20 protein-coding genes, 1 tRNA gene and 1 pseudogene are annotated in these 17987 nt (G+C 32.8%); 7 read left to right on the top strand and 15 right to left on the bottom strand.

The genetic code is table 11. From position 1 onward, the window contains the following. Positions 1–19: 19 nt before the first annotated feature. Together FG382_RS15955 and FG382_RS15945 are read right to left on the bottom strand one after the other, a co-directional pair. Positions 20–1924, bottom strand: coding sequence for an endonuclease MutS2 (locus tag FG382_RS15955; protein WP_142539880.1), 1905 nt, complete (start codon positions 1922–1924; stop codon positions 20–22). 703 nt (positions 1925–2627) lie between these two features. Next, positions 2628–3347: an EcsC family protein gene (locus tag FG382_RS15945; RefSeq protein ID WP_142539879.1), complete on the bottom strand. Its 720-nt coding sequence runs from the start codon at positions 3345–3347 to the stop codon at positions 2628–2630. Positions 3348–3523: 176 nt separating this feature from the next. Between FG382_RS15945 and FG382_RS15940 the strand changes: the two genes are divergently transcribed. After that, positions 3524–3595: transfer RNA gene (locus FG382_RS15940), tRNA-Val, on the top strand. Positions 3596–3711: 116 nt separating this feature from the next. On the opposite strand, the gene FG382_RS15935 is transcribed toward FG382_RS15940, so the two are convergent. From FG382_RS15935 to FG382_RS15925, 4 genes are all read right to left on the bottom strand, one after another. Further along, the gene (locus tag FG382_RS15935; protein WP_142539878.1) at positions 3712–4866 is read right to left on the bottom strand and encodes a site-specific integrase; all 1155 of its coding nucleotides are present in this window, start codon (positions 4864–4866) and stop codon (positions 3712–3714) included. A gap of 103 nt (positions 4867–4969) precedes the next feature. Next, positions 4970–5155: a helix-turn-helix domain-containing protein gene (locus FG382_RS15930; protein WP_142539939.1), complete on the bottom strand. Its 186-nt coding sequence runs from the start codon at positions 5153–5155 to the stop codon at positions 4970–4972. Continuing rightward, positions 5148–5279 (bottom strand): hypothetical protein, encoded by a 132-nt coding sequence (locus FG382_RS23380; protein ID WP_268238276.1) that lies wholly within the window; start codon positions 5277–5279, stop codon positions 5148–5150. The genes FG382_RS15930 and FG382_RS23380 overlap by 8 nt, the downstream gene beginning before the upstream one ends. 62 nt (positions 5280–5341) lie before the next feature. Further along, the gene (locus FG382_RS15925; protein ID WP_142539877.1) at positions 5342–6211 is read right to left on the bottom strand and encodes a hypothetical protein; all 870 of its coding nucleotides are present in this window, start codon (positions 6209–6211) and stop codon (positions 5342–5344) included. A 470-nt stretch (positions 6212–6681) separates the two neighbouring features. On the opposite strand from FG382_RS15925, the gene FG382_RS15920 reads away from it, so the two are divergent. The 5 genes from FG382_RS15920 (at position 6682) to FG382_RS15900 (ending at position 11201) form a co-directional block, all read left to right on the top strand. After that, entirely contained in the window at positions 6682–7722 is a 1041-nt protein-coding gene (locus tag FG382_RS15920; protein ID WP_142539876.1) for a tyrosine-type recombinase/integrase, read from the top strand. Then, positions 7706–8794 carry a tyrosine-type recombinase/integrase gene (locus tag FG382_RS15915; protein WP_142539875.1) on the top strand — a complete coding sequence of 363 codons (1089 nt, stop codon included), beginning with the start codon at positions 7706–7708 and terminating at the stop codon, positions 8792–8794. The genes FG382_RS15920 and FG382_RS15915 overlap by 17 nt, the downstream gene beginning before the upstream one ends. Continuing rightward, positions 8795–9739 carry a tyrosine-type recombinase/integrase gene (locus FG382_RS15910; protein ID WP_142539874.1) on the top strand — a complete coding sequence of 315 codons (945 nt, stop codon included), beginning with the start codon at positions 8795–8797 and terminating at the stop codon, positions 9737–9739. Between the two features lie 914 nt (positions 9740–10653). Continuing rightward, positions 10654–10815 (top strand): hypothetical protein, encoded by a 162-nt coding sequence (locus FG382_RS15905; RefSeq protein ID WP_244950539.1) that lies wholly within the window; start codon positions 10654–10656, stop codon positions 10813–10815. Positions 10816–10964: 149 nt separating this feature from the next. Further along, on the top strand, positions 10965–11201 hold the full coding sequence (locus tag FG382_RS15900) for a hypothetical protein (RefSeq protein WP_142539872.1): 237 nt from the start codon (positions 10965–10967) through the stop codon (positions 11199–11201). A 443-nt stretch (positions 11202–11644) separates the two neighbouring features. Here FG382_RS15900 and FG382_RS15895 read toward each other — a convergent pair whose 3' ends face one another. The 6 genes from FG382_RS15895 to FG382_RS15875 form a co-directional block, all read right to left on the bottom strand. Then, positions 11645–11854, bottom strand: coding sequence for a hypothetical protein (locus FG382_RS15895; protein ID WP_142539871.1), 210 nt, complete (start codon positions 11852–11854; stop codon positions 11645–11647). Further along, positions 11845–12342: a hypothetical protein gene (locus FG382_RS15890; RefSeq protein ID WP_211356411.1), complete on the bottom strand. Its 498-nt coding sequence runs from the start codon at positions 12340–12342 to the stop codon at positions 11845–11847. Before FG382_RS15890 ends, FG382_RS15895 begins: the two co-directional genes overlap by 10 nt. Before the next feature lie 441 nt (positions 12343–12783). Further along, positions 12784–12936 (bottom strand): hypothetical protein, encoded by a 153-nt coding sequence (locus tag FG382_RS15885; protein ID WP_244950541.1) that lies wholly within the window; start codon positions 12934–12936, stop codon positions 12784–12786. Positions 12937–13088: 152 nt separating this feature from the next. After that, positions 13089–13322 carry a hypothetical protein gene (locus FG382_RS15880; RefSeq protein ID WP_142539869.1) on the bottom strand — a complete coding sequence of 78 codons (234 nt, stop codon included), beginning with the start codon at positions 13320–13322 and terminating at the stop codon, positions 13089–13091. A 34-nt stretch (positions 13323–13356) separates the two neighbouring features. Beyond that, the gene (locus FG382_RS22710) at positions 13357–13506 is read right to left on the bottom strand and encodes a hypothetical protein (RefSeq protein ID WP_170206552.1); all 150 of its coding nucleotides are present in this window, start codon (positions 13504–13506) and stop codon (positions 13357–13359) included. 29 nt (positions 13507–13535) lie between these two features. Further along, positions 13536–13979, bottom strand: coding sequence for a hypothetical protein (locus FG382_RS15875; protein WP_142539868.1), 444 nt, complete (start codon positions 13977–13979; stop codon positions 13536–13538). A 126-nt stretch (positions 13980–14105) separates the two neighbouring features. Between FG382_RS15875 and FG382_RS22705 the strand changes: the two genes are divergently transcribed. Continuing rightward, positions 14106–14750, top strand: a complete 645-nt coding sequence (locus FG382_RS22705) for an XRE family transcriptional regulator (RefSeq protein ID WP_170206551.1) — start codon at positions 14106–14108, stop codon at positions 14748–14750. Positions 14751–14785: 35 nt separating this feature from the next. Here FG382_RS22705 and FG382_RS23445 read toward each other — a convergent pair. From FG382_RS23445 to FG382_RS15860, 3 genes and pseudogenes are all read right to left on the bottom strand, one after another. Then, positions 14786–14866, bottom strand: a pseudogene (locus tag FG382_RS23445) (RadC family protein); the annotation flags it as partial. 755 nt (positions 14867–15621) lie between these two features. Next, a complete protein-coding gene (locus FG382_RS15865; RefSeq protein WP_170206550.1) occupies positions 15622–17403 on the bottom strand; it encodes an ankyrin repeat domain-containing protein in 1782 nt (593 codons plus the stop codon). Positions 17404–17534: 131 nt separating this feature from the next. Continuing rightward, complete coding sequence (locus FG382_RS15860; protein WP_142539866.1) at positions 17535–17765, bottom strand: hypothetical protein; 231 nt, start codon at positions 17763–17765, stop codon at positions 17535–17537. Between the last annotated feature and the right edge of the window lie 222 nt (positions 17766–17987).

Here is a 17987-nt window from a genome sequence, read left to right as displayed (position 1 = left end):
CTAAAACTATTTGGAGTAACTATTCATTGAGCCTTTTCTTTATTTCTTTTGAAACTTTTTTCAATGCCTTTTTAGAACCTCTTTCCATGTCATGTTGAAATTTCCGTTCTGCATAACTAACAAACAAAGAATTTAAGTCATATCCTTCTGGATATAAATCGGTTGCTTTTCCTTCCAGTTGCAATCTCTTTATATTTACTTTTACTATTTCATTTTTATAAAACACGGACACATTATTATGATTATCTTTTTTCTCATACACAATACCATAATCCTCAAGTTCAGTTAGTTTTACTCTGTCTCCTACTTCAAATTCATATGTTACCTCTTCCTGGTTCGCAACTAGAACTGGTTTTTTAATTTTATTGTCTCTTACTCGCTCAAGGTCATATGTTTTATTTTCTATATAACGCTGTGCTTTTTGTAGCACCTTTTCACGCAAATTCATTTTCTTAGAAATCCATAGTGCATTGCTATCACCTGATTTGCCGATTAAAAGCTTATACATAGGCTCTAATGCTTCGCTATTAAATTGCATCGCAGCATTCATAAAATCACTATGCATTTCCGAGTAACGTTTAATCTCTCCGTAGTGAGTCGTCGCAACTGTCATACAGCCCATTTGATAAAATTCCTCGAGTATGGCAATTGCTAGTGCTGCCCCTTCGTTCGGTTCTGTCCCACTTCCAATTTCATCAAAAAGGAGAAGCGTATTATTCGTCGACGCATTCATGATTTCAGATATGTTTTTCATATGAGATGAAAATGTACTCAGGGAATTTTCAATGCTTTGATTGTCCCCGATGTCTACAAAAATTTGATTGAAAACTGCTAGCTCCGTACCTTCAGCTGCTGCTATATGAAAGCCTGACATGATGGCCAATGTTAGGATTCCTATCGTTTTTAGCACGACTGTTTTTCCCCCAGCATTAGGCCCAGTAATGATTAAACTTCGATAATCTTTTCCAATTTCAAAATCTAAAGGCACAATATTTCCTGTTAAAAGTGGATGCTTACAGCTTATCAGCTTAATGTACCCGTGATTATTCAACTTTGGTTCTATACCATCCATCGTTTTACTAAACTTCGCTTTGGCAAAAATCATATCATACTGAGCAATAAGTTCGATATTGATGTTAATCTGGCTCGTTTGTTCAAGAATGCTTCCTGAAAGGGTAGCTAGAATCTGATATTCTTCCATTGACTCTTCAGCCTTTAAAGTAGCAAGTTCAGCATTCAATTTAGAAATAGCAGCTGGCTCTATAAATACTGTAGAACCTTTGGAAGAAGCTTCGATAATGGTGCCTTCCACTTGATTTTTATACGACGCTTTAATCGGAATCGTAAACCTATCATCTTTTTTGCTTATAAAAAATTCTTGAATATATTGTTTGTTCGCATTGCTTTTCAGAAATTTATTTAGACGTTCTTCTATTTTTTCTTCTGTTTTTGCCATTTGATTACGGATTCGCTTTAATTCTTTGCTAGCTTCCGAATCGACTCTATTCCCCCTAATAGAGTAATTAATATCCTCTTCAATACTTTGAAATTCCATCATGGAATATGAATAAGCATGTAAGACAGGAGCAAAGAATTCCTTCCCTAACATAAACTTCTTTATCACCCGACACCCTCTTAAAAAATCGGAAATAGCTACTAGCTCAGATGGACCAAGAATCATCCCTTTTTCAAGCTTTTCCATCAGATAATTTATATTGGAAATCCCCTTTAATGGGAGATGGTTTTCAGCATCCAATAGTTTTCGAGCCTCTGATGTCTCATTTAGTCTATTTTTTACAACCTTACTATTGGTGCTAGGCTGTAGCTTATCCAGTAATTCTTTCCCTAAACTACTTACACAATGGGATTTCACCATTTCCTTTAGTTCGTTATATTGTAATTTTTCAAAGGTCATCTTATTCATTTTTATTCCTCCTTATTTAATCAAATTCGCCTTGGCGTATTTGCGTCCAGATTTTGAATTGAGTTTGCTCAATTCACTCCTTTCAAAATCTGTGACATCCGCCGGAGGCTCTAATTTCATTCAGTAGGGTTTAAACCCCTACTGAATGAAATTAGAAAATGCCCGCAAGAACTCTCCTACCTCTCCATATTTACGGCTTAAACCGAAAAATGGATAGAAAGCTCCTGCGGGCATCAGCCTTGTGGTCGTCACAAGGCATTTTTGATCGTTAACTAATAATAGGATAGAAAAAAGAGCATAGCAGGACAAATCCCACCACGCTCTTCGTCTTAACATACCATTTATGTTAATCGATTATATGGAAAAGGAAGCAGTCTTAAGGTAGGTATCCACAATGTTGCTTAAACATTGTGAAACAAGGCACGCTTAATAAACTAGTACAAAACCAGTTATTAAAAGCCTTATTAAACTAAATTAGTTTATACCTACAACCGACATACTTCACCACACCTTTAAATTAGAATATTTTCAATATACCATCATTTCACACGCGAGTCAATTAGATATCGTGTAATAAAGTGAAACTTCAATCAGTGGGGGGTTCTTCATCCCCTACTGATTGTTAGTTAAACCAATCGGGCTTTTACGGGCAGTTGATCTCCCACTTATCTTTTCGCTTTTCTTACAACTTGAAGTGGGAGTCTTACTGCCCGTTAATGCGGGATAAACGTAACCGATATGAATTCATAGCTGTTTCTCCAAGTTGGTCTAGCAGTTTGTAGTTGGCAAACGCCCCAACAACCGCTCCGATACCAGGCAGTAACTGAAACAATTTAACCAAATCAATATGATCCCTATACTCCTGCTGGAACTCTCGCCAGTCCATATCCGCAATCAAATGCTTTTGGTGTTCCCAGTTTTCAATAATATACAATGCATCTTTTCGTTTTTCCTCACTTGAAAAAGCTAATAGGAAAATATGTAGTATGAAAAGTCGTTCCTCATAATCATCCGTATCAAATCCGTAGATCGCAGCAGCTTCAAAAAGGAATTTCATCTTTATCGATAATAGTAACGGGAAATCAGCAAGCCCTAGCAGTATTCCGCCTGCGCCTGTACCGGCTCCTTCAATAACAGCTGTTTTTCTGAAAGTAGAAAGCTTTTCTTTCAGCAACTCGTCTCGTTCATAAAGGCTTAGCTTTAATGGCAGCCGTTTTTTCGTTGTCATGTTGGAGCCTACAAGCGTTGCTTTCACCATATTTTTAATACTTTCTGTCATCACTTGATGGAACTTCTCCGGTATAAGACCATTAACCTTGTTCTGTACGTTTTTAGAAGCTCGACCTATAATACCAGACTTCCTTGTTATTCTAGACTTCCAGAAATGCAATTGTTGCTCTACTTCTTTTGAATAATCCACCATATACCCTCTCCTTTCTCCGTACTAACTTATACTTTCTAGTATAGACTAACTGCTATCAACATAAATGGACTAGAGCTTTATTTACATATACATCTAAAGACGTAATAGAAAAATAGTCGTTTAAAGTATTGTACTCTTTAGATCAAACTTATATAATAGCGGAAGAAACATCTAAAGATCTGATAGTTCAGCGGGAGAATACGTCCTTGACAGGGACGGGGTCGGGGGTTCGAATCCCTCTCAGATCATACTGTAGATAAGCCTTCAAGTGTTGAAATATCAACACTTACGGGCTTTTTCTTTTATAAACATTTACAACTATATACATCTACTTTTTTGGTTTGTCCGCAATTTGTCCGCAAGATCACTCTAAACCTTTTTCATTTTCTTTGTCTTTATTTTGAATAGCATCATGAAAAATGTCAGCAATATCATTGTCTTCATTCGGTAATAAATGCGCATAAAATTCTAATGTGATTTTGGGATTTGCATGACCTAATCGTTTAGAAATTTTAACAATATCTACCCCTTCTGAAATAAGAATGGATGCATGAGTGTGTCGAATATCATGAAACCGAATTTTTGGTATCTTGGTGTTACTTACAATGCGCTTCATTACCCGAAGTACGTTACGCGGATCTTGTGAGGTTCCTGTATTTGTACAAATTACTAGGTCCTGATCCTCAAACATTGGCCCAACCAATTCCTTCCACTTTTCTATACGTTTTTTTTGAATACGTAATTCATTGAGTACGAATTCCGGAATAGGAACTTGTCGTTTTGCATTTTTGGTTTTCAATGTTGTAAAAACATTTCCACTCTTTGGGACATAAGACAACGACCTGATTACATGAATAACTTTTTTGTCGAAGTCAATGTCACTCCACTGTAGGCCTAAAATTTCCCCTCTTCGCATGCCAGTATAGATGGCCAGTAAGAAAGTTAAATAATGTCTTTCACCTTTACAGTTATGAAGAAATGTTTGAATCGCATCAAATGACCAAATTGACATCTCTTCATACTTCACAGAGGGTGGGGCTGCATCCTCAACTGGATTAATCGCGATTTTTTTCCATTTAACCGCTTGACTTAATGCCTGCCTTAGCAGTTGATGCAGTTTTCGAATGTAACTTGTACCATAACCTTCTTTTAATTTAAGATTATAAAAATGGTCAATATCCATTGTAGTAATCTTTGCAATTTCTTTGTTAGCAAACGGATTCTCACATATGAGTTGTTTCTCTATAATGTACTTAAGGTTTATGGCAGACGCTTGTTTTATCCGAGTTTGATAATAGTTTTCAAACCAATATTGGATATACTCCGAAAAAACCTCTTTGCTCTGCACAATATAACGATTTTCGTCTAATAGCAATTCAATCTTCCGCGCAGCTGCCTCGGCATCTTTTTTTCGAATAAATCCGCCTTTATTTATTTGTTTACGCTTCCCCGTTAAGGGGTCTTTTCCAACGTCAATTGCATATGAATATGTTTTACCTCTTTTTCTGATGTGCGCCATTTATTACATACCTCCATTAATTTTTGCGCAACGAAAAAAGTAAATAAGTGGTCTAGTCAACAGTCTTACCATTCATTTAACCTTTTATAATTGCATTGAGATATTAATGGTTACTTAACCATAAAAAAAATTCATCCCTTAAAACCCTTTTACACCTTCCTATTTTAATTAGGGGAAAGTCATATCTATCCATTAATTCATATGCTGATGGTTTCGATATTTGTAAAATCTCACATATATCAACCGCAGTTAATACTATTGGATAAGATTCTTTTTCAGTTCTACTCATTTTTTCTGTCAAATTCACTTGTTTTTTTAAGCTTTAGCATCCATTCTTCAATCATGTCTAACGCTAACTTTCTTTTAACTAATTTTTCTTGGTCCATCTTCTTTACAACTTTTTTTGTGTACATCAAAAAACCTCCTTTATGATATAAGGAGGTTTTCCATGTCATTAATTAATTTACTTAAATCCCTAAAAAGGGACAACTTTTTCAAAATCATAATTATAAGGAAAAAGTACTGTACCATTATTAATTCTAATTAATTTCTCCGAGAAGTTTTTTGCATCTTCTTTTTGTTCCTCGATATATGTACAAATAAGCGAAAGCTTATATGTATCACGTAGTAGAGCTGTTGATATTATAATTCGAAAAATCTTGTAATCGAATTTTTCAACTATCCTATTTATAGAATATAAATCAACATCAAGTCGGGAGTGAAGGTAAAATTCTATTGAAAAGAAAGTTTTATGCAAATCAACTCTACAATTTATTTGACTCAAAGCTGATCCACAGTAGAAAGGGTTATCCTTGTTAATTTCTATTTTATATGCACTAATCTCTCTTTGAATTGGACGCACCAAAATATTATTTAGCTCCGAAAAAGTTATTGTTTTCGCTATCTCGTGATATTCCAAGTAATTATATTGTTCTCTTTGTATAAACGTAGGCTTATCTTTTAGAATATAGATTATTGGAATATCTAAGGTAATTGCAAGTCTAGCTCTCTGCTCCGTTAACATTTTATCCCCAGTGTAGCCTTGTTGGTTCTTAAAAAATTTATGAACCGATCCACCGAATTTCCCTAAACCTTTCAATTCCTTAAATGAGTATCCGTAAAGATCCTTTACCGCACGTAATCTTTGTTCAACATTAAGACTCGTTAAAAATGAGTGAAGAAAAAAAGGAGTAGATGCTATATATTTCATTTCTTCCCATTTTTCATTATTTCCCCATTTATGTTTTCTCTCAAATTCCGCAATATTAATTTTTCTTTCAGTGAAGGCTAAGTCTGTGTAGTAATCAGATTTTATTTTTAATTTGTTTACTTTTTTATCTGGCATATTTTATTCACCAGAATAAGAATAATAAAACTAATTTATTTATTCTTCAGAATCCCCAAAAAGGGACGCTTTTTTATAATTATACTTAATAAAGTTAATTCATTTCGTAAACACTTATATTTGTAGATAAAAGTTCCCCCTTTGATAATACAGACGAGTTTCTGATTGCCGCACTAGGCTTTTGAGTCTTTTAGTTGTAATCAGAAATCCGCGTATTATCCAAATAATACGCGGATTTCTTGAATAATTTATCTCCAGATTGCACAACACTTAATAAAATCATAAAAAGACCCCTGGACTGACTTGATGACACACTTGTAGTGTGAATCACAATCAGCCCAGAGGCCTGCATTTAATCGTCACCGCTGACCTTATTTACAAGGTAGCAAAAAAAATAAATAAAGTATCTTAATTTTAGAATAACAGAAACAAAAAACTTTGTAAATAGGTTCTAGGAGGAGAATTTATCAATGAAAAAACTGAATTATGATGAAACAATAAACAACGAAATTACTACAGTAAACATTAAAAAAAACAGTAAAAGGCGTATAAAAAGAATTGAGGAACCACCATATTTGAATGAATATAGTGATTATCTTAAGACTCGGAATTATTCGGCTTCAACGATTGGAACTTGTCTAACCAGAACCAAACAATTTAGTTCACAAATAAAAGAACTCTTTGAAAAAGATTTCAGTTCATTGGAGGGATTTGGTAATTTGGATTTAATTGACATTGATGTTTACGAAAATTTTCTAATTGAAAGAGTGAGGAAAAATGAAATAAAAAATGAAACAGCATATAACTGTATAAAAAATTTCAGGCTTTTTCTACAGTTTTTAAAATACAAAGAAATTATTGATTATAAATATTCAATACCTAAAAAGTTTATGGTAACTCCATCCCAAATCAATGTTGTAATACCGAAAGAGATAACGCTGAAAATGTGTGACTCGATTTTAAAAAATCCAAATATGTTTCATAGATATAGAAATCTTGCAGTATTATTAGTTTTGGTGAATACTGGTTGTCGCCCATTAGAAATCAGTAATCTAAAAATTAATGATTTGAATACTACAGAAAGAAAAATAACATTAAATTCTATTAAATCGAGTCAAAGAACCCTAAATCTAAATCAGACAGTAATATTGATCTTAAAGAAATATCTTATTGCCAGAGATTCACTAATGCCACAAACTGATGATTTATTTCTTAAAAGAAATGGTAAACCAATTTCCCCACAAAACATAACAAGTATACTGCATGCTATTAATACCAAAGTATTTGGAGAATCTATTGCAAACGCAAGATCTTATAGACACTCATATATCACTAATGCAATAGAAGATAGAAATGACTTCAAAGAGATTTCAGAAGCAGTAGGACACAAGCATTGGTTTTCAACCCAACATTATCTTCATCGAAGTAAACAAAGACTTCTAAACAATACGTTGCAATTTGATCCTACAGAAAATCTATTTAAGGAGTACGAGTATGGGAAAGAAAATTAGCCTAACTGCAGACTTAAAAAAATTGCTTAATGAAAGTGGAATTGATCATACTGATTTTCTAGCATATCTCACTAAAACACCAGTAGAAAATAAAAATCAAAGTGAAGAACAAACATTTACTGTCCTGCATATAATTGATGATTTTATTTCTATGTTAAATAGAAATGAATTTTTAAAAATTAAATCAAAAGATACAATGAAGTACTATTTAAGTTTTTTAAAAAGGTTTAAAAATTATATAGAAGATAAATATATTGATTTACCGTTCAAAGACTTGAACGAGATTATCTTTTATAATTTTATCAATGATACTAGCACAACTAACCTCAAACATAGTTCGATTAACACTTATATTAGAGTTATAAAAAAATTGTGTACTTTTGCTAATGAAAATGATTATTGCTCAAAAAATTTCGGTTATAAGTTTAAATTCATTTCATACTCTACTCTTCCACGATACTTCAGTAAAAGTCAATTAGAGTCCATATTTTCTGAAACTAAGAAGCATAAAAAACCAATTCTTTGGCAAACAATTTTCATTACCTTTGTTGGTTCAGGTCTAAGAATACATGAATTATCTAAATTAAGGATTAGTGACATTGATTTTGAAGGTAATTCAATTCATACGATTGGTAAGGGTAATAAAGAAAGATATATTCCACTCTATCCATTTGTAAAAAAAGCTCTATTAGAGTATTTAAAAATATCTGGAGTAACGGATTTTTTCTCCGCAAAAGATGGATATCTATTTAGTAGGCTTCATGGAAATAACAGAGATAAACCTGTATCAATAAGAAGTATCCAAGAAAATTTCCAAAAAATAATAGAACCAATTAATTTAGATAGTAGATTTACCGTTCATTCTTTCCGGCATACCTTTGCTGTTAATTGTCTAAAAGCAAATATGCAGCTTATTTATTTAACACAAATTCTCGGACATAGAAGTCCATCAACTACAATAATTTACACTAAATTAGTACCTAAAGATTTACAAAAAGTTGTCAATGAAAAATACCCGTTTCCATTAGAAAAATTAATTGAACATATTTTTTCTGTAAAGGATGGGATTTGATTGAATAATTTACTTAATGAAATTGACTGTTTTCTTAGTAACTCTAATTATTCAGAAGCCACCAAAACTGGTTATAAGAATAATCTAATCATCTTTGCAAAATCAATAGCAGATAAGATCGACTCTACACTAGAAAACATACATTTATTAAAAATTTACGATGTATATGATAGTGATGATAATTTCGTTTTTTTCAGACCCCTCAATGTAATACTATTGAACAGTTTTTTTAATTCTAACATTGATAAAGGTTATTACGTTCTAAAAGGATATAGAGATGCTTTAGCAGCCTTCTTCGCTTATTTGGAGAGAAACTATAACTTTCCAAATCTAATGAATGAAATTGACTTTGATCTTAGTGAATTGAAACCTAAAAATAAAAAAACAACTATTTTAAGCAATCACAATATTTTAAAACTAATTCACTATATAGTGTCGGAAAGTGAAAACTTAGAAAGAGATATACTATTATTTTCACTTTTTATTATGACGGGTTCTCGTTTATCAGAAATCGCAAATATTAAAGTAAAAGATATTAATTGGGAAGAGAACACAATATTAGTTCCCAAAACTAAGCATAATAAAAGTAAAATTATTACTCTTAAATCTGGTTTTGCAAAAGATATACAAAAATATTGTTTAACACACAATATTGATAGCGATAATAATCTATTCAACTTATCTAAGTGGCAAATAAGACAATTATTTTATAGTTATTTAGAGAAAGCCAATTTACCAAAAGTTACAGTTCACTCACTTAGGCACTCCTTTGCAACTACCATGGTCGAATCTGGAGCAAATATTACTGAGGTTCAGCAATTGTTGGGGCATGCTGATGTAATTACGACTAAAGGATATGTGCAATCTAATATCACAAGAAATAAGAACATTAAAATAAAAGAGAATGAGGATATATATAGTTACGTTAGAAAAAAAATGAAATAGAATAATACTTACAACAATTTAAAAACGATAACCCCCAAATGGACTTATCGTTTTTTATTTTGTCACCAATACATCAATAAGATGTATAGTGCAAAATAAAAAAGGAGCAACATACAAGTTAAATTTCCAACAGTGATGCTCCTATTTAAGAGCAAAAAATATCATTGTATGCCCCTTCAAATCTACTAACCTTCTAATTGGCATAAAAGTCAATTAGTGATTATTAAGGACAGTTTGAACCAGCAGCGCGGAGTTTTGAGCCACTAGCTAAGGAAGCTTGAGCCAGCTGTTGCGGGGAGAGTACCATTTTACCTTTTATATGGGTTTTGTTCATCTTTTAATGGGCTATCATTAGCTCGGATGGGTTGACATCGAGCCTCTCTGCGGGCATGAAACTTGCGCCAGAGAACCACCTTAATCTAGCTGGCTCTGTCAAACGAGACTATCATGCCCGCTGCTCGATATAAAGCCTGGCTTCGATGGCGTATACCTTAGTACACTCATTGTAAGTACGATTCTAACCGAATTTGAGTAGTCAGCTCTCATGTACGCAAAGGGTGGGTTTATTCTCCGCAATCGATGGCTTAATTTAGCGCACTACTGGCTCATCTGGGATGCAAGATTCAGTTGCCTTTAAAAATGATTTTTCCAATATGGATTATTCGTTTTTTAATTATACAAGTAATTATTATAAATTACTCACAAATTTGGAAACCACAATTTTTGGCACACATTTGTTAAGTAATCCTATTTCCAAAATGGGAAAATTATGTACTAAAGAATAAATAACAAAGTGTTAGACAATAAATATTGTATATTGGAGGTTGATCTTTATGTTAATAATAAAAAAAAGTGATGATAAAATAATTTATTGCTACTGCTGTCGCAAAAGGACCTTATTTATACGTAGAGATATGCACAATAATAGTGGTGTAGAGAGTCATTGTAGTGAATGTTCCATCGTTTGGTTTGAATGGCAAAATCGGGCAGTGGAGAGAGAAAAAGAAAAGTGGGTTGAATATAATGAAGGGATAGTAAATAACTTTAAAAGTTTCGATCAAATTTTTAAACAATAACAGCCTTTTCCCTTTTTAATTTCTTTTGTATCCCTTACGTTTGGAATACTTCAAAAATCATTGCAGCCTTATGGAAATCCCAACATATTTGCTATGATGTAATTGATTAAGGAATGTGAAAATATCAGTTGTAGGATGGGAGAACTTCTATGCAATACTTTGTAAATGAAAAAGTAAATTTTGAAGGTATCACGGAGAAACATATTATCCAAGTAATTTGTTTAGATGTAGACTTTTCTACAGCAACAACCAAAATTTTCAAATGTAAAACAATGTTCTTAATGGACGGTAAAATACAAGGTGTTTGGAATGGAAGGTGGGTTAGTAGGTATTTCAAAAAACCAGCAACACAAAGTGAAATTGAACTCTTCCATTCTTTTGAATAATAAAATTTGAATTATTAATATGTCGCAACTAGAACTAACCCTTAGAAAGTTAAACTAGTTTGATGAAATCATTTAAAAGGAAAGCAGCCTTGGTCGTACTTTCATAAAAAAGTTTTAAACCACCACTTCTCAAATTTGATGGAGTGGTTATTTTTACGTTTCGTTATATCCTTTAAAACCCAGTATATTAATATTTCTGTTTTTTTCTGTTAGGTTGTGTTATATCCTTTTTTGCTTGGTATCGCGTGTTTTTGCGACAAGTTTGCGACAAAGAATATTTATATAATCGGTACCTGTTATTTAAATAAGGAATTAATAATTAAGTGGTTACTTCCCCCTTTTCATTCCAGGTATCTGCACTTACAGTTGAAACGCACTCGTTTCTCATAACATGCCGCCCATTCAACTAACTATCAAGTATAGAATTTTATATTTCAAGATTTCTATTTAACAAGCTCCATTTCCTTAATTTTGCTTTTTAAATATTCACTTTCCGGCAATAGGTCCGAAGCTTTTTGATAATCAGCTAATGCTTGTTTATAGAGTGAAGCAGCTTCGTAATTTTCAGCTCTTTTAGTATAATTAATAGGATTTGGACTCTTAACAATTTCATCCGAGTATTGTAATATTCCTAAAAATGGATTTATAGACATATTACAGGCATTAATTCCCTTTGCCAATTAAGGATAGTATTTGTAAGTAACTTACGTTGTTCCTCATCTATCGCACCACTTTCTAAAAAAAGACTTTCCGCTATTGTAGTAGTTTCTTCAAGAACACTCAAAGAATCCAAATATTTTGAGTGAATAATTTTCAGCTCTCCAGTTGGATCAGAAAAGTCCATAGAATTAGCCTGATTAATTAACTCTTCAATTTTATTCATGGTGTTTGTTAAATCATTGCTATTATAATTGCCAATACTATTTGCAACCTCCTCTGTCGAGGTCCGAAGAATTGTTTCTGAATGGTTACGAAACCAATTTATATAATCTAAATTCACATCGTCCACTATATTTTCCTCTTGTTGGGGTAAATCATCTATGTTTTTCGAATGCCCAGAGAATTCGTTTTTGGAAGACGGATTATTCCCTTCACTACACCCAGTTAAATAGATAAGGGTTACTATTAAAATTAGTACCAATAAACAAAACCTTTTCACTTTTACTACCCCGTTCTAAATGAATTTTTCATATTTAGTTCCATCTGACTATTAAATCAATCGAGACAATTATACCATATTATCAATTTAATAATAGATGCTTGTAAAGCTTGTCTCTTTAAAACAGAGTGATACAATAATTTTCGCCTGTTCAGAAAAGTACACTTTTAAATAGATTATATTTACTTATTTATAATGTTTGTGTTCATACTTTGTTGTAAAAAAATACATGGAAATTTATTTACTATAACGGAAGTGGCTCCTGTAATAAGATTGTGGGTTACCGCTTACTTTGCAATGGTGTAAAATTTAATCAAGAGCTAGCTATTTATAAATGCTAATTTAAATAGGTTCTTACGTAATTTTGGTGAAAGGTATCGAGTTTATGTATTGATAAAATCTATCATTATTTTAATAAAGTAGTTAGAGGTGATAGAGTACACGTATTTCTAAGAGATCCAACTTTGCACGACCATACATCATACGCTTAATCATCTTTAGTCGATTAACGTGACCTTCTAGTAAGCCATTACTGAAAGGATACATAAAGGCATTTTTCAAAGCGGATAAATCCATCCGCCTTAGGTTCAACTACACCTAAATCTTTTTCTATAAAGACAAAAATATCTTATAACCCCCCTGCAAAAAAACGCATTCACCGCAAGTTTTGGTAAATGCGTTCTCTACATTCTTATATCAATGTTATAAATGGCCTATGAAGAAAATGCTTATTTTTTTAAATTCCACCATTTTTTCTGACTTTCTGGAGGCGGGTCCCCATCAGCAGCTTTAAGTGTTCCATCCATCCATCTAGAATTTACATCGTCCTCGGCACAATCTTTACATAAACGTTCTGATAGATCATTATCATAATTCCATTCAGCACTTCCACTATAATAATAATTAAACCATGATCTAGTTTCGCTTACATTAAAATGCTCTCCGCATCTTGGGCATATCATATTATTTTTCTCCTTTCAAGACGAGAAATTACCTCTAGTCATCATCTCCGCCAAAACCGTATTTAATATTCTCATGTCCACAGTGCGGGCATGTGACGTATGCATGAGCATTATCTCCATCTTCCCAAGGAAGAGTTAAAACGCCGCCAGACAACGATTGTTGACAGTTTTCACATATATCCATTATTTCACTCCTCACATCTTATTCTTTACTCAGGCAGATGCCTTTGTATAAGCGTTTACCCATGTTTGATGTCCTTCTAACGAATATCCATATTTTGATGCTAATTCCACTTTGTTAATCGACGGATTCCAGCCTTTAGGAAGATTTCGAATATGTTCTCTAACGTTGATCTTATTATCAATTGGAAATTTATTTATGATACTTTTTTCAATAGGCTCTAAAACTAATGGACTGACATTAGTTTTCGTTTCTATACTCTTTGTCAAGGCTTCTTCTACGAGCGATGACTTGATGGCTGATTTGATAACTGCTCTGTTTTTAACAACAAGGATCGCTCCCATCACCGAAAACACAATTGCTGTTCCAGTTACTATTTCCTTCTTATGTTCTTTAGCTTTTTCAAAAAAGCTTTTGTTCTTATTTTTTCTTACGTCCCCAGTTAATTTCTGATTGGGTATGAATTGGGTCTCCATGTTGGAACCTCCTCGACTTTCTGCTGTTCTTCTCGATTTCTCTAATATAATAGTAGCGCGAAGTTTCAAGTTGCACAAGACTTACACACGGGATATAATTTGTCTTAAATGGAGGATTGTTATAACATGAATGACTTATTAAAAGAAAAGGCGACGTACTGGAAAATTAGATTACAAAAGTGTATGGATGCAGGCAGATATACTCAAGCATCCTTTGCTGAAGCCTTAAACAATAAATATGGAACTAGTTATGGCCAAAAAGATGTTAGCCGATGGATGAATACAGGAGCCAAAATTAAAAATGGAGAAGTCGGCTTTCCAAAATACAATACTATGCTTTTAATTGCAGATTTCTTTCGTCTAGATGTTGGCTATCTCACTGGTGAAACTGATGAAGATTCATTTTCATTGGAGAAGGCGTGTTCTTATATGGGCTTGAATGGCGAAGCGATAAAAGCCATAAGAGAAATTACACATCCTGAAAATGAAGCCAGCTACATGAGGAAAGATATGAGAGAGTCTTTTAACAAGTTTCTTTCAGCAGAGGGTTTTCCTAATTTTTTTGATAGGCTAAATGATCTTCATCTTACATCTACATTACCAAAACAAGAGAATCGCGTATTCGATAACCAAGATAGTGCTATTAACTACATCCGTAATTTAGAGTACAAAGGGAAAATTGAACGATATGAATTGAACGAAGCTCTGGTACTACTAATTAATGAATTATACCCTAACCCGCCACAAGTAGATCTGAACATAAAAGAATGAATAATAATCGCACAGCACCAAAATACCACAATAGCGGATGCACAACTTTTTCTTATGAGAAGTTTAAAGATTTCTCTTGGATGAACTATGCTGGCATTAAATGAACCAAACAAAATAGTTTCATGATTTTTACTTTTTAAAAGAAGGCTCTGTTAAATAACTATGTTGATAATTAAAAAAATTTAACGCTTGAATCATGTAATCCAGGCGTTTACAATTGTGAATCAATTTATTTCCCCTTGTTTCACTATCCTGAATCGTTATTTTAAGTGAAAATTTTCACAATCTCACCAATCTTCATACTAAAATGATAACAGAAAATAACAATTTATTGTTCTAATTATTCATAAATATGAAATAATTACTCTAAAAAAGAAAGTACCATGTTTGGATATGGTACCTTTGAAGCAAATCCTCTTTTTTCGAACTCATTGTTACAAATGTACTAAGCAGTAACAGTGCCAAACTTAAAATTTGTTGCTGCGCAGTATAAGTCTACTACATAATACAAGAGTTAATCTGGACCGTTTGCAGAAGACTGGTCTTATTGAAAATCAATCAATTTTTTATAACATTTTTATTCTCAAAACTATGGTTTTATATCTTTTATCATCAGATAGATTGCAGTGGTAAACAGTCTGTCATTCTTTGTCATTCGGTGGTAAAAACTATGTCAGAGGTGGTACATTCCAATGGCCGTAATCACTTCTATAGCATAAAGAATTTGAAAGTGTGGAACCTTTGAGTACTATAACAAACGTATTGCAGAAACTTCTTTAGGCTTATCTACTCCGTTATATATTCAGAGATGATTATTCAATTATTATCTGAATTAAAATAAGAAGGAGAGGATTACCCTCTCCTTCTTTTATTAATAATTCTTAGCTCCTACTTGTTTTAATAGTTCAATAATATCACCATTCCCATAATATTCTGCTTCATTTAATGGTGAATAGCTATCGATTGAAGGATTGACATCAACTCCTTGGTTTATGAGTTCTTTAACAATCTCCGCACGCCCCTCTCTAATAGCCCAAATTAAAGCTGTATCACTCTCAATTTTGTTTACATCTGCTCCAGCTTCAATCAAAGTAATTAGAATTTCTTTATTACCATTTTGTGCAGCGTACATAAGAGGAGTAAAATCCGTACTCCCATCTGGATTAGAGTCAAAATTCGGGTCAGCACCTGCAGACAAGAGTAACTTTACAGCCTCTAAGTTTTGATAAAGTACACCTAAAATTAATAATGTTGTACCATCTTCATCCATGCTATTTGGATCTAGACCGCTTTCTAATCGCAATTTTATGTAGTCGTTCTCTCCATTATTTATAGCATTAACTAAATCTATAATTTGATCGTCATACTCGCCTTTTGCACCTGCTTCAGTTAACAAGTCCGCGATTTCATTATAACCATTGTATTTTGCTATTTTTAAAGCAGAAGGACTTTCATAAGCATCTATATTAGGGTCTACTCCTGCATTTAGTATTGATTTAACAAGCTCTATGTCTCCACTTTCTACAGCTTGTGTTAATCGTTCAGCTTGTTCTAAAACATCATCATAATCTTCATTTAAATTACTTTCATTAATGGTATTAACTGCGCGTGCCATTTCGTCTTTTAAAAATGTATTAAAAGGGAAAATGTCTTTATTCATAGGTACAGAAAGAATATATAGAGCAACCGCTATTAAAAAAACAGCTAAAATAATGTAAGGGGTAGCATTCTTTTGGTTATACGTTTTATTTAAATGATCTTTTTCAGTATCCTCATTGAAAATCGGCGTATCTATTAATATTGAAATCTCATTTGCTAGTTTTGTGACACTTCTGTTGAAAATAGTAGTCCTTATTTGATGATAAAAACTAGTTATTTTACTCATCTCTCCGTTTACAATTCGGTTTGCAATGTATAACTCATACTTTAGGTTTTTGGATTTTTTCTTAATTAATCGGATTAACTTATTTGACTTTTTTTGGATTTCTTTTAACCGAATTATGTTTGTGTCCATTTTATACATATTAATTTTCATCTTATATATTGCAGATTCTATTTCCGCAATTTTCTTTTTTGCGCTTAAATGGCTGAAAACTCCTAGTGCTACTAGAGCTGGAATTGCAACAATACCACCAAGTACTGCCGCACCTGCCGTAATTCCGCCACCACCAGCTGCTACTGATCCACCGCCAAGCAAAGCTAATGTTGCTTTTGTTGCCGCTGCACCAGATAAAGTTGATATAGCTGTGCCTGTAGATGCTGTTCCTAATGTCGAAGCTAGTCCCCAAGTAGCAAGAGCGGTTCCAACTCCAGCTGTTGCGCCAACAGCTGCACCAACCGATGCTGTCAAAGCCAGTTGACCTTTTTCCAAAGTTTGATTTATGTGTTTGAAGTCTGCTGATTTGAATTTATTTGACTTATATAACGTGTTTTCAATATTTCCTACTGAAAATTCCTTAAATGTATTAAGATTTTTTATCGCTTCAATTTTCACTCGTACTACTGTTTCTAGCACAGCATCCACTTCGCGGCTTTTTAATTTCATTTTATACAATCTAGAGTTATATCGCTTCTTAACTTTGTTATACTTTTCCACTGCTTCTTCGATTCGCCCATATGCACCAAAGGTCAATATGTTTTTTATAGTACTCATGATAGTCTCCATAACATAAGGTAATTATTTAATAATATGTTAATAAATTTAATTTCTTGTCTGTGTGGATTTACACCTTTTTACTTTTCATTATCTTGAGATCACAGGAGTTGAATAACTTAATTAGATGTTTATTTAGTAAAATTCTTCTGTTGAAATTCAATGTGGCGTCTTAGAGCTAGAATATAATGACCACTTGATTTTTCAAATTCCTTTTCAATGGTTGCTTCCATGCTAGGAGTAATTTGAGATTCCCCCTTATAAATCCCTCTTTCTAATATTCCGTTAAAACGACTTGCATAATCATCAGCCGATTTTTTTCCTAGTTTATATTCTTTCATTAGAAAATCTTTAAAATCCATCAGTACTCCCTCCTACTTTCTATTACTATTTCACTTCTTTTAATAAAGAATTTCATCGTACATATTTATTAATTCGCATAACTATGCCGATGCAATTCGTTCATCCCGCATATCTAATTAAGATCTACAAATTTTAACTGACGTAGGATTTCGTCTAATAATTTGGTAAAAAGTACTTCCGAATTATCCATATTGAATTCACTTCTCATCTAAAAAGTGCTT

The sequence above is a fragment of the Psychrobacillus lasiicapitis genome (assembly GCF_006861795.1).
In the GTDB taxonomy this organism is placed as follows: domain Bacteria; phylum Bacillota; class Bacilli; order Bacillales_A; family Planococcaceae; genus Psychrobacillus; species Psychrobacillus lasiicapitis.
The sequence above is the reverse complement of the archived record's forward strand: the minus strand, read 5'-3'. Positions and strand labels throughout refer to the sequence as shown.

Excerpts from the sequence above, each read along its gene's own strand:
- FG382_RS15955 (WP_142539880.1), bottom strand. The coding sequence starts at position 1,924 with ATGAATAAGATGACCTTTGAAAAATTACAATATAACGAACTAAAGGAA.
- FG382_RS15945 (WP_142539879.1), bottom strand. The coding sequence starts at position 3,347 with ATGGTGGATTATTCAAAAGAAGTAGAGCAACAATTGCATTTCTGGAAG.
- FG382_RS15935 (WP_142539878.1), bottom strand. The coding sequence starts at position 4,866 with ATGGCGCACATCAGAAAAAGAGGTAAAACATATTCATATGCAATTGAC.
- FG382_RS15930 (WP_142539939.1), bottom strand. The coding sequence starts at position 5,155 with ATGAGTAGAACTGAAAAAGAATCTTATCCAATAGTATTAACTGCGGTT.
- FG382_RS23380 (WP_268238276.1), bottom strand. The coding sequence starts at position 5,279 with ATGTACACAAAAAAAGTTGTAAAGAAGATGGACCAAGAAAAATTAGTT.
- FG382_RS15925 (WP_142539877.1), bottom strand. The coding sequence starts at position 6,211 with ATGCCAGATAAAAAAGTAAACAAATTAAAAATAAAATCTGATTACTAC.
- FG382_RS15920 (WP_142539876.1), top strand. The coding sequence starts at position 6,682 with ATGAAAAAACTGAATTATGATGAAACAATAAACAACGAAATTACTACA.
- FG382_RS15915 (WP_142539875.1), top strand. The coding sequence starts at position 7,706 with ATGGGAAAGAAAATTAGCCTAACTGCAGACTTAAAAAAATTGCTTAAT.
- FG382_RS15905 (WP_244950539.1), top strand. The coding sequence starts at position 10,654 with ATGCACAATAATAGTGGTGTAGAGAGTCATTGTAGTGAATGTTCCATC.
- FG382_RS15900 (WP_142539872.1), top strand. The coding sequence starts at position 10,965 with ATGCAATACTTTGTAAATGAAAAAGTAAATTTTGAAGGTATCACGGAG.
- FG382_RS15895 (WP_142539871.1), bottom strand. The coding sequence starts at position 11,854 with ATGTCTATAAATCCATTTTTAGGAATATTACAATACTCGGATGAAATT.
- FG382_RS15885 (WP_244950541.1), bottom strand. The coding sequence starts at position 12,936 with ATGGATTTATCCGCTTTGAAAAATGCCTTTATGTATCCTTTCAGTAAT.
- FG382_RS15880 (WP_142539869.1), bottom strand. The coding sequence starts at position 13,322 with ATGATATGCCCAAGATGCGGAGAGCATTTTAATGTAAGCGAAACTAGA.
- FG382_RS22710 (WP_170206552.1), bottom strand. The coding sequence starts at position 13,506 with ATGGATATATGTGAAAACTGTCAACAATCGTTGTCTGGCGGCGTTTTA.
- FG382_RS15875 (WP_142539868.1), bottom strand. The coding sequence starts at position 13,979 with ATGGAGACCCAATTCATACCCAATCAGAAATTAACTGGGGACGTAAGA.
- FG382_RS22705 (WP_170206551.1), top strand. The coding sequence starts at position 14,106 with ATGAATGACTTATTAAAAGAAAAGGCGACGTACTGGAAAATTAGATTA.
- FG382_RS15865 (WP_170206550.1), bottom strand. The coding sequence starts at position 17,403 with ATGAGTACTATAAAAAACATATTGACCTTTGGTGCATATGGGCGAATC.
- FG382_RS15860 (WP_142539866.1), bottom strand. The coding sequence starts at position 17,765 with ATGGATTTTAAAGATTTTCTAATGAAAGAATATAAACTAGGAAAAAAA.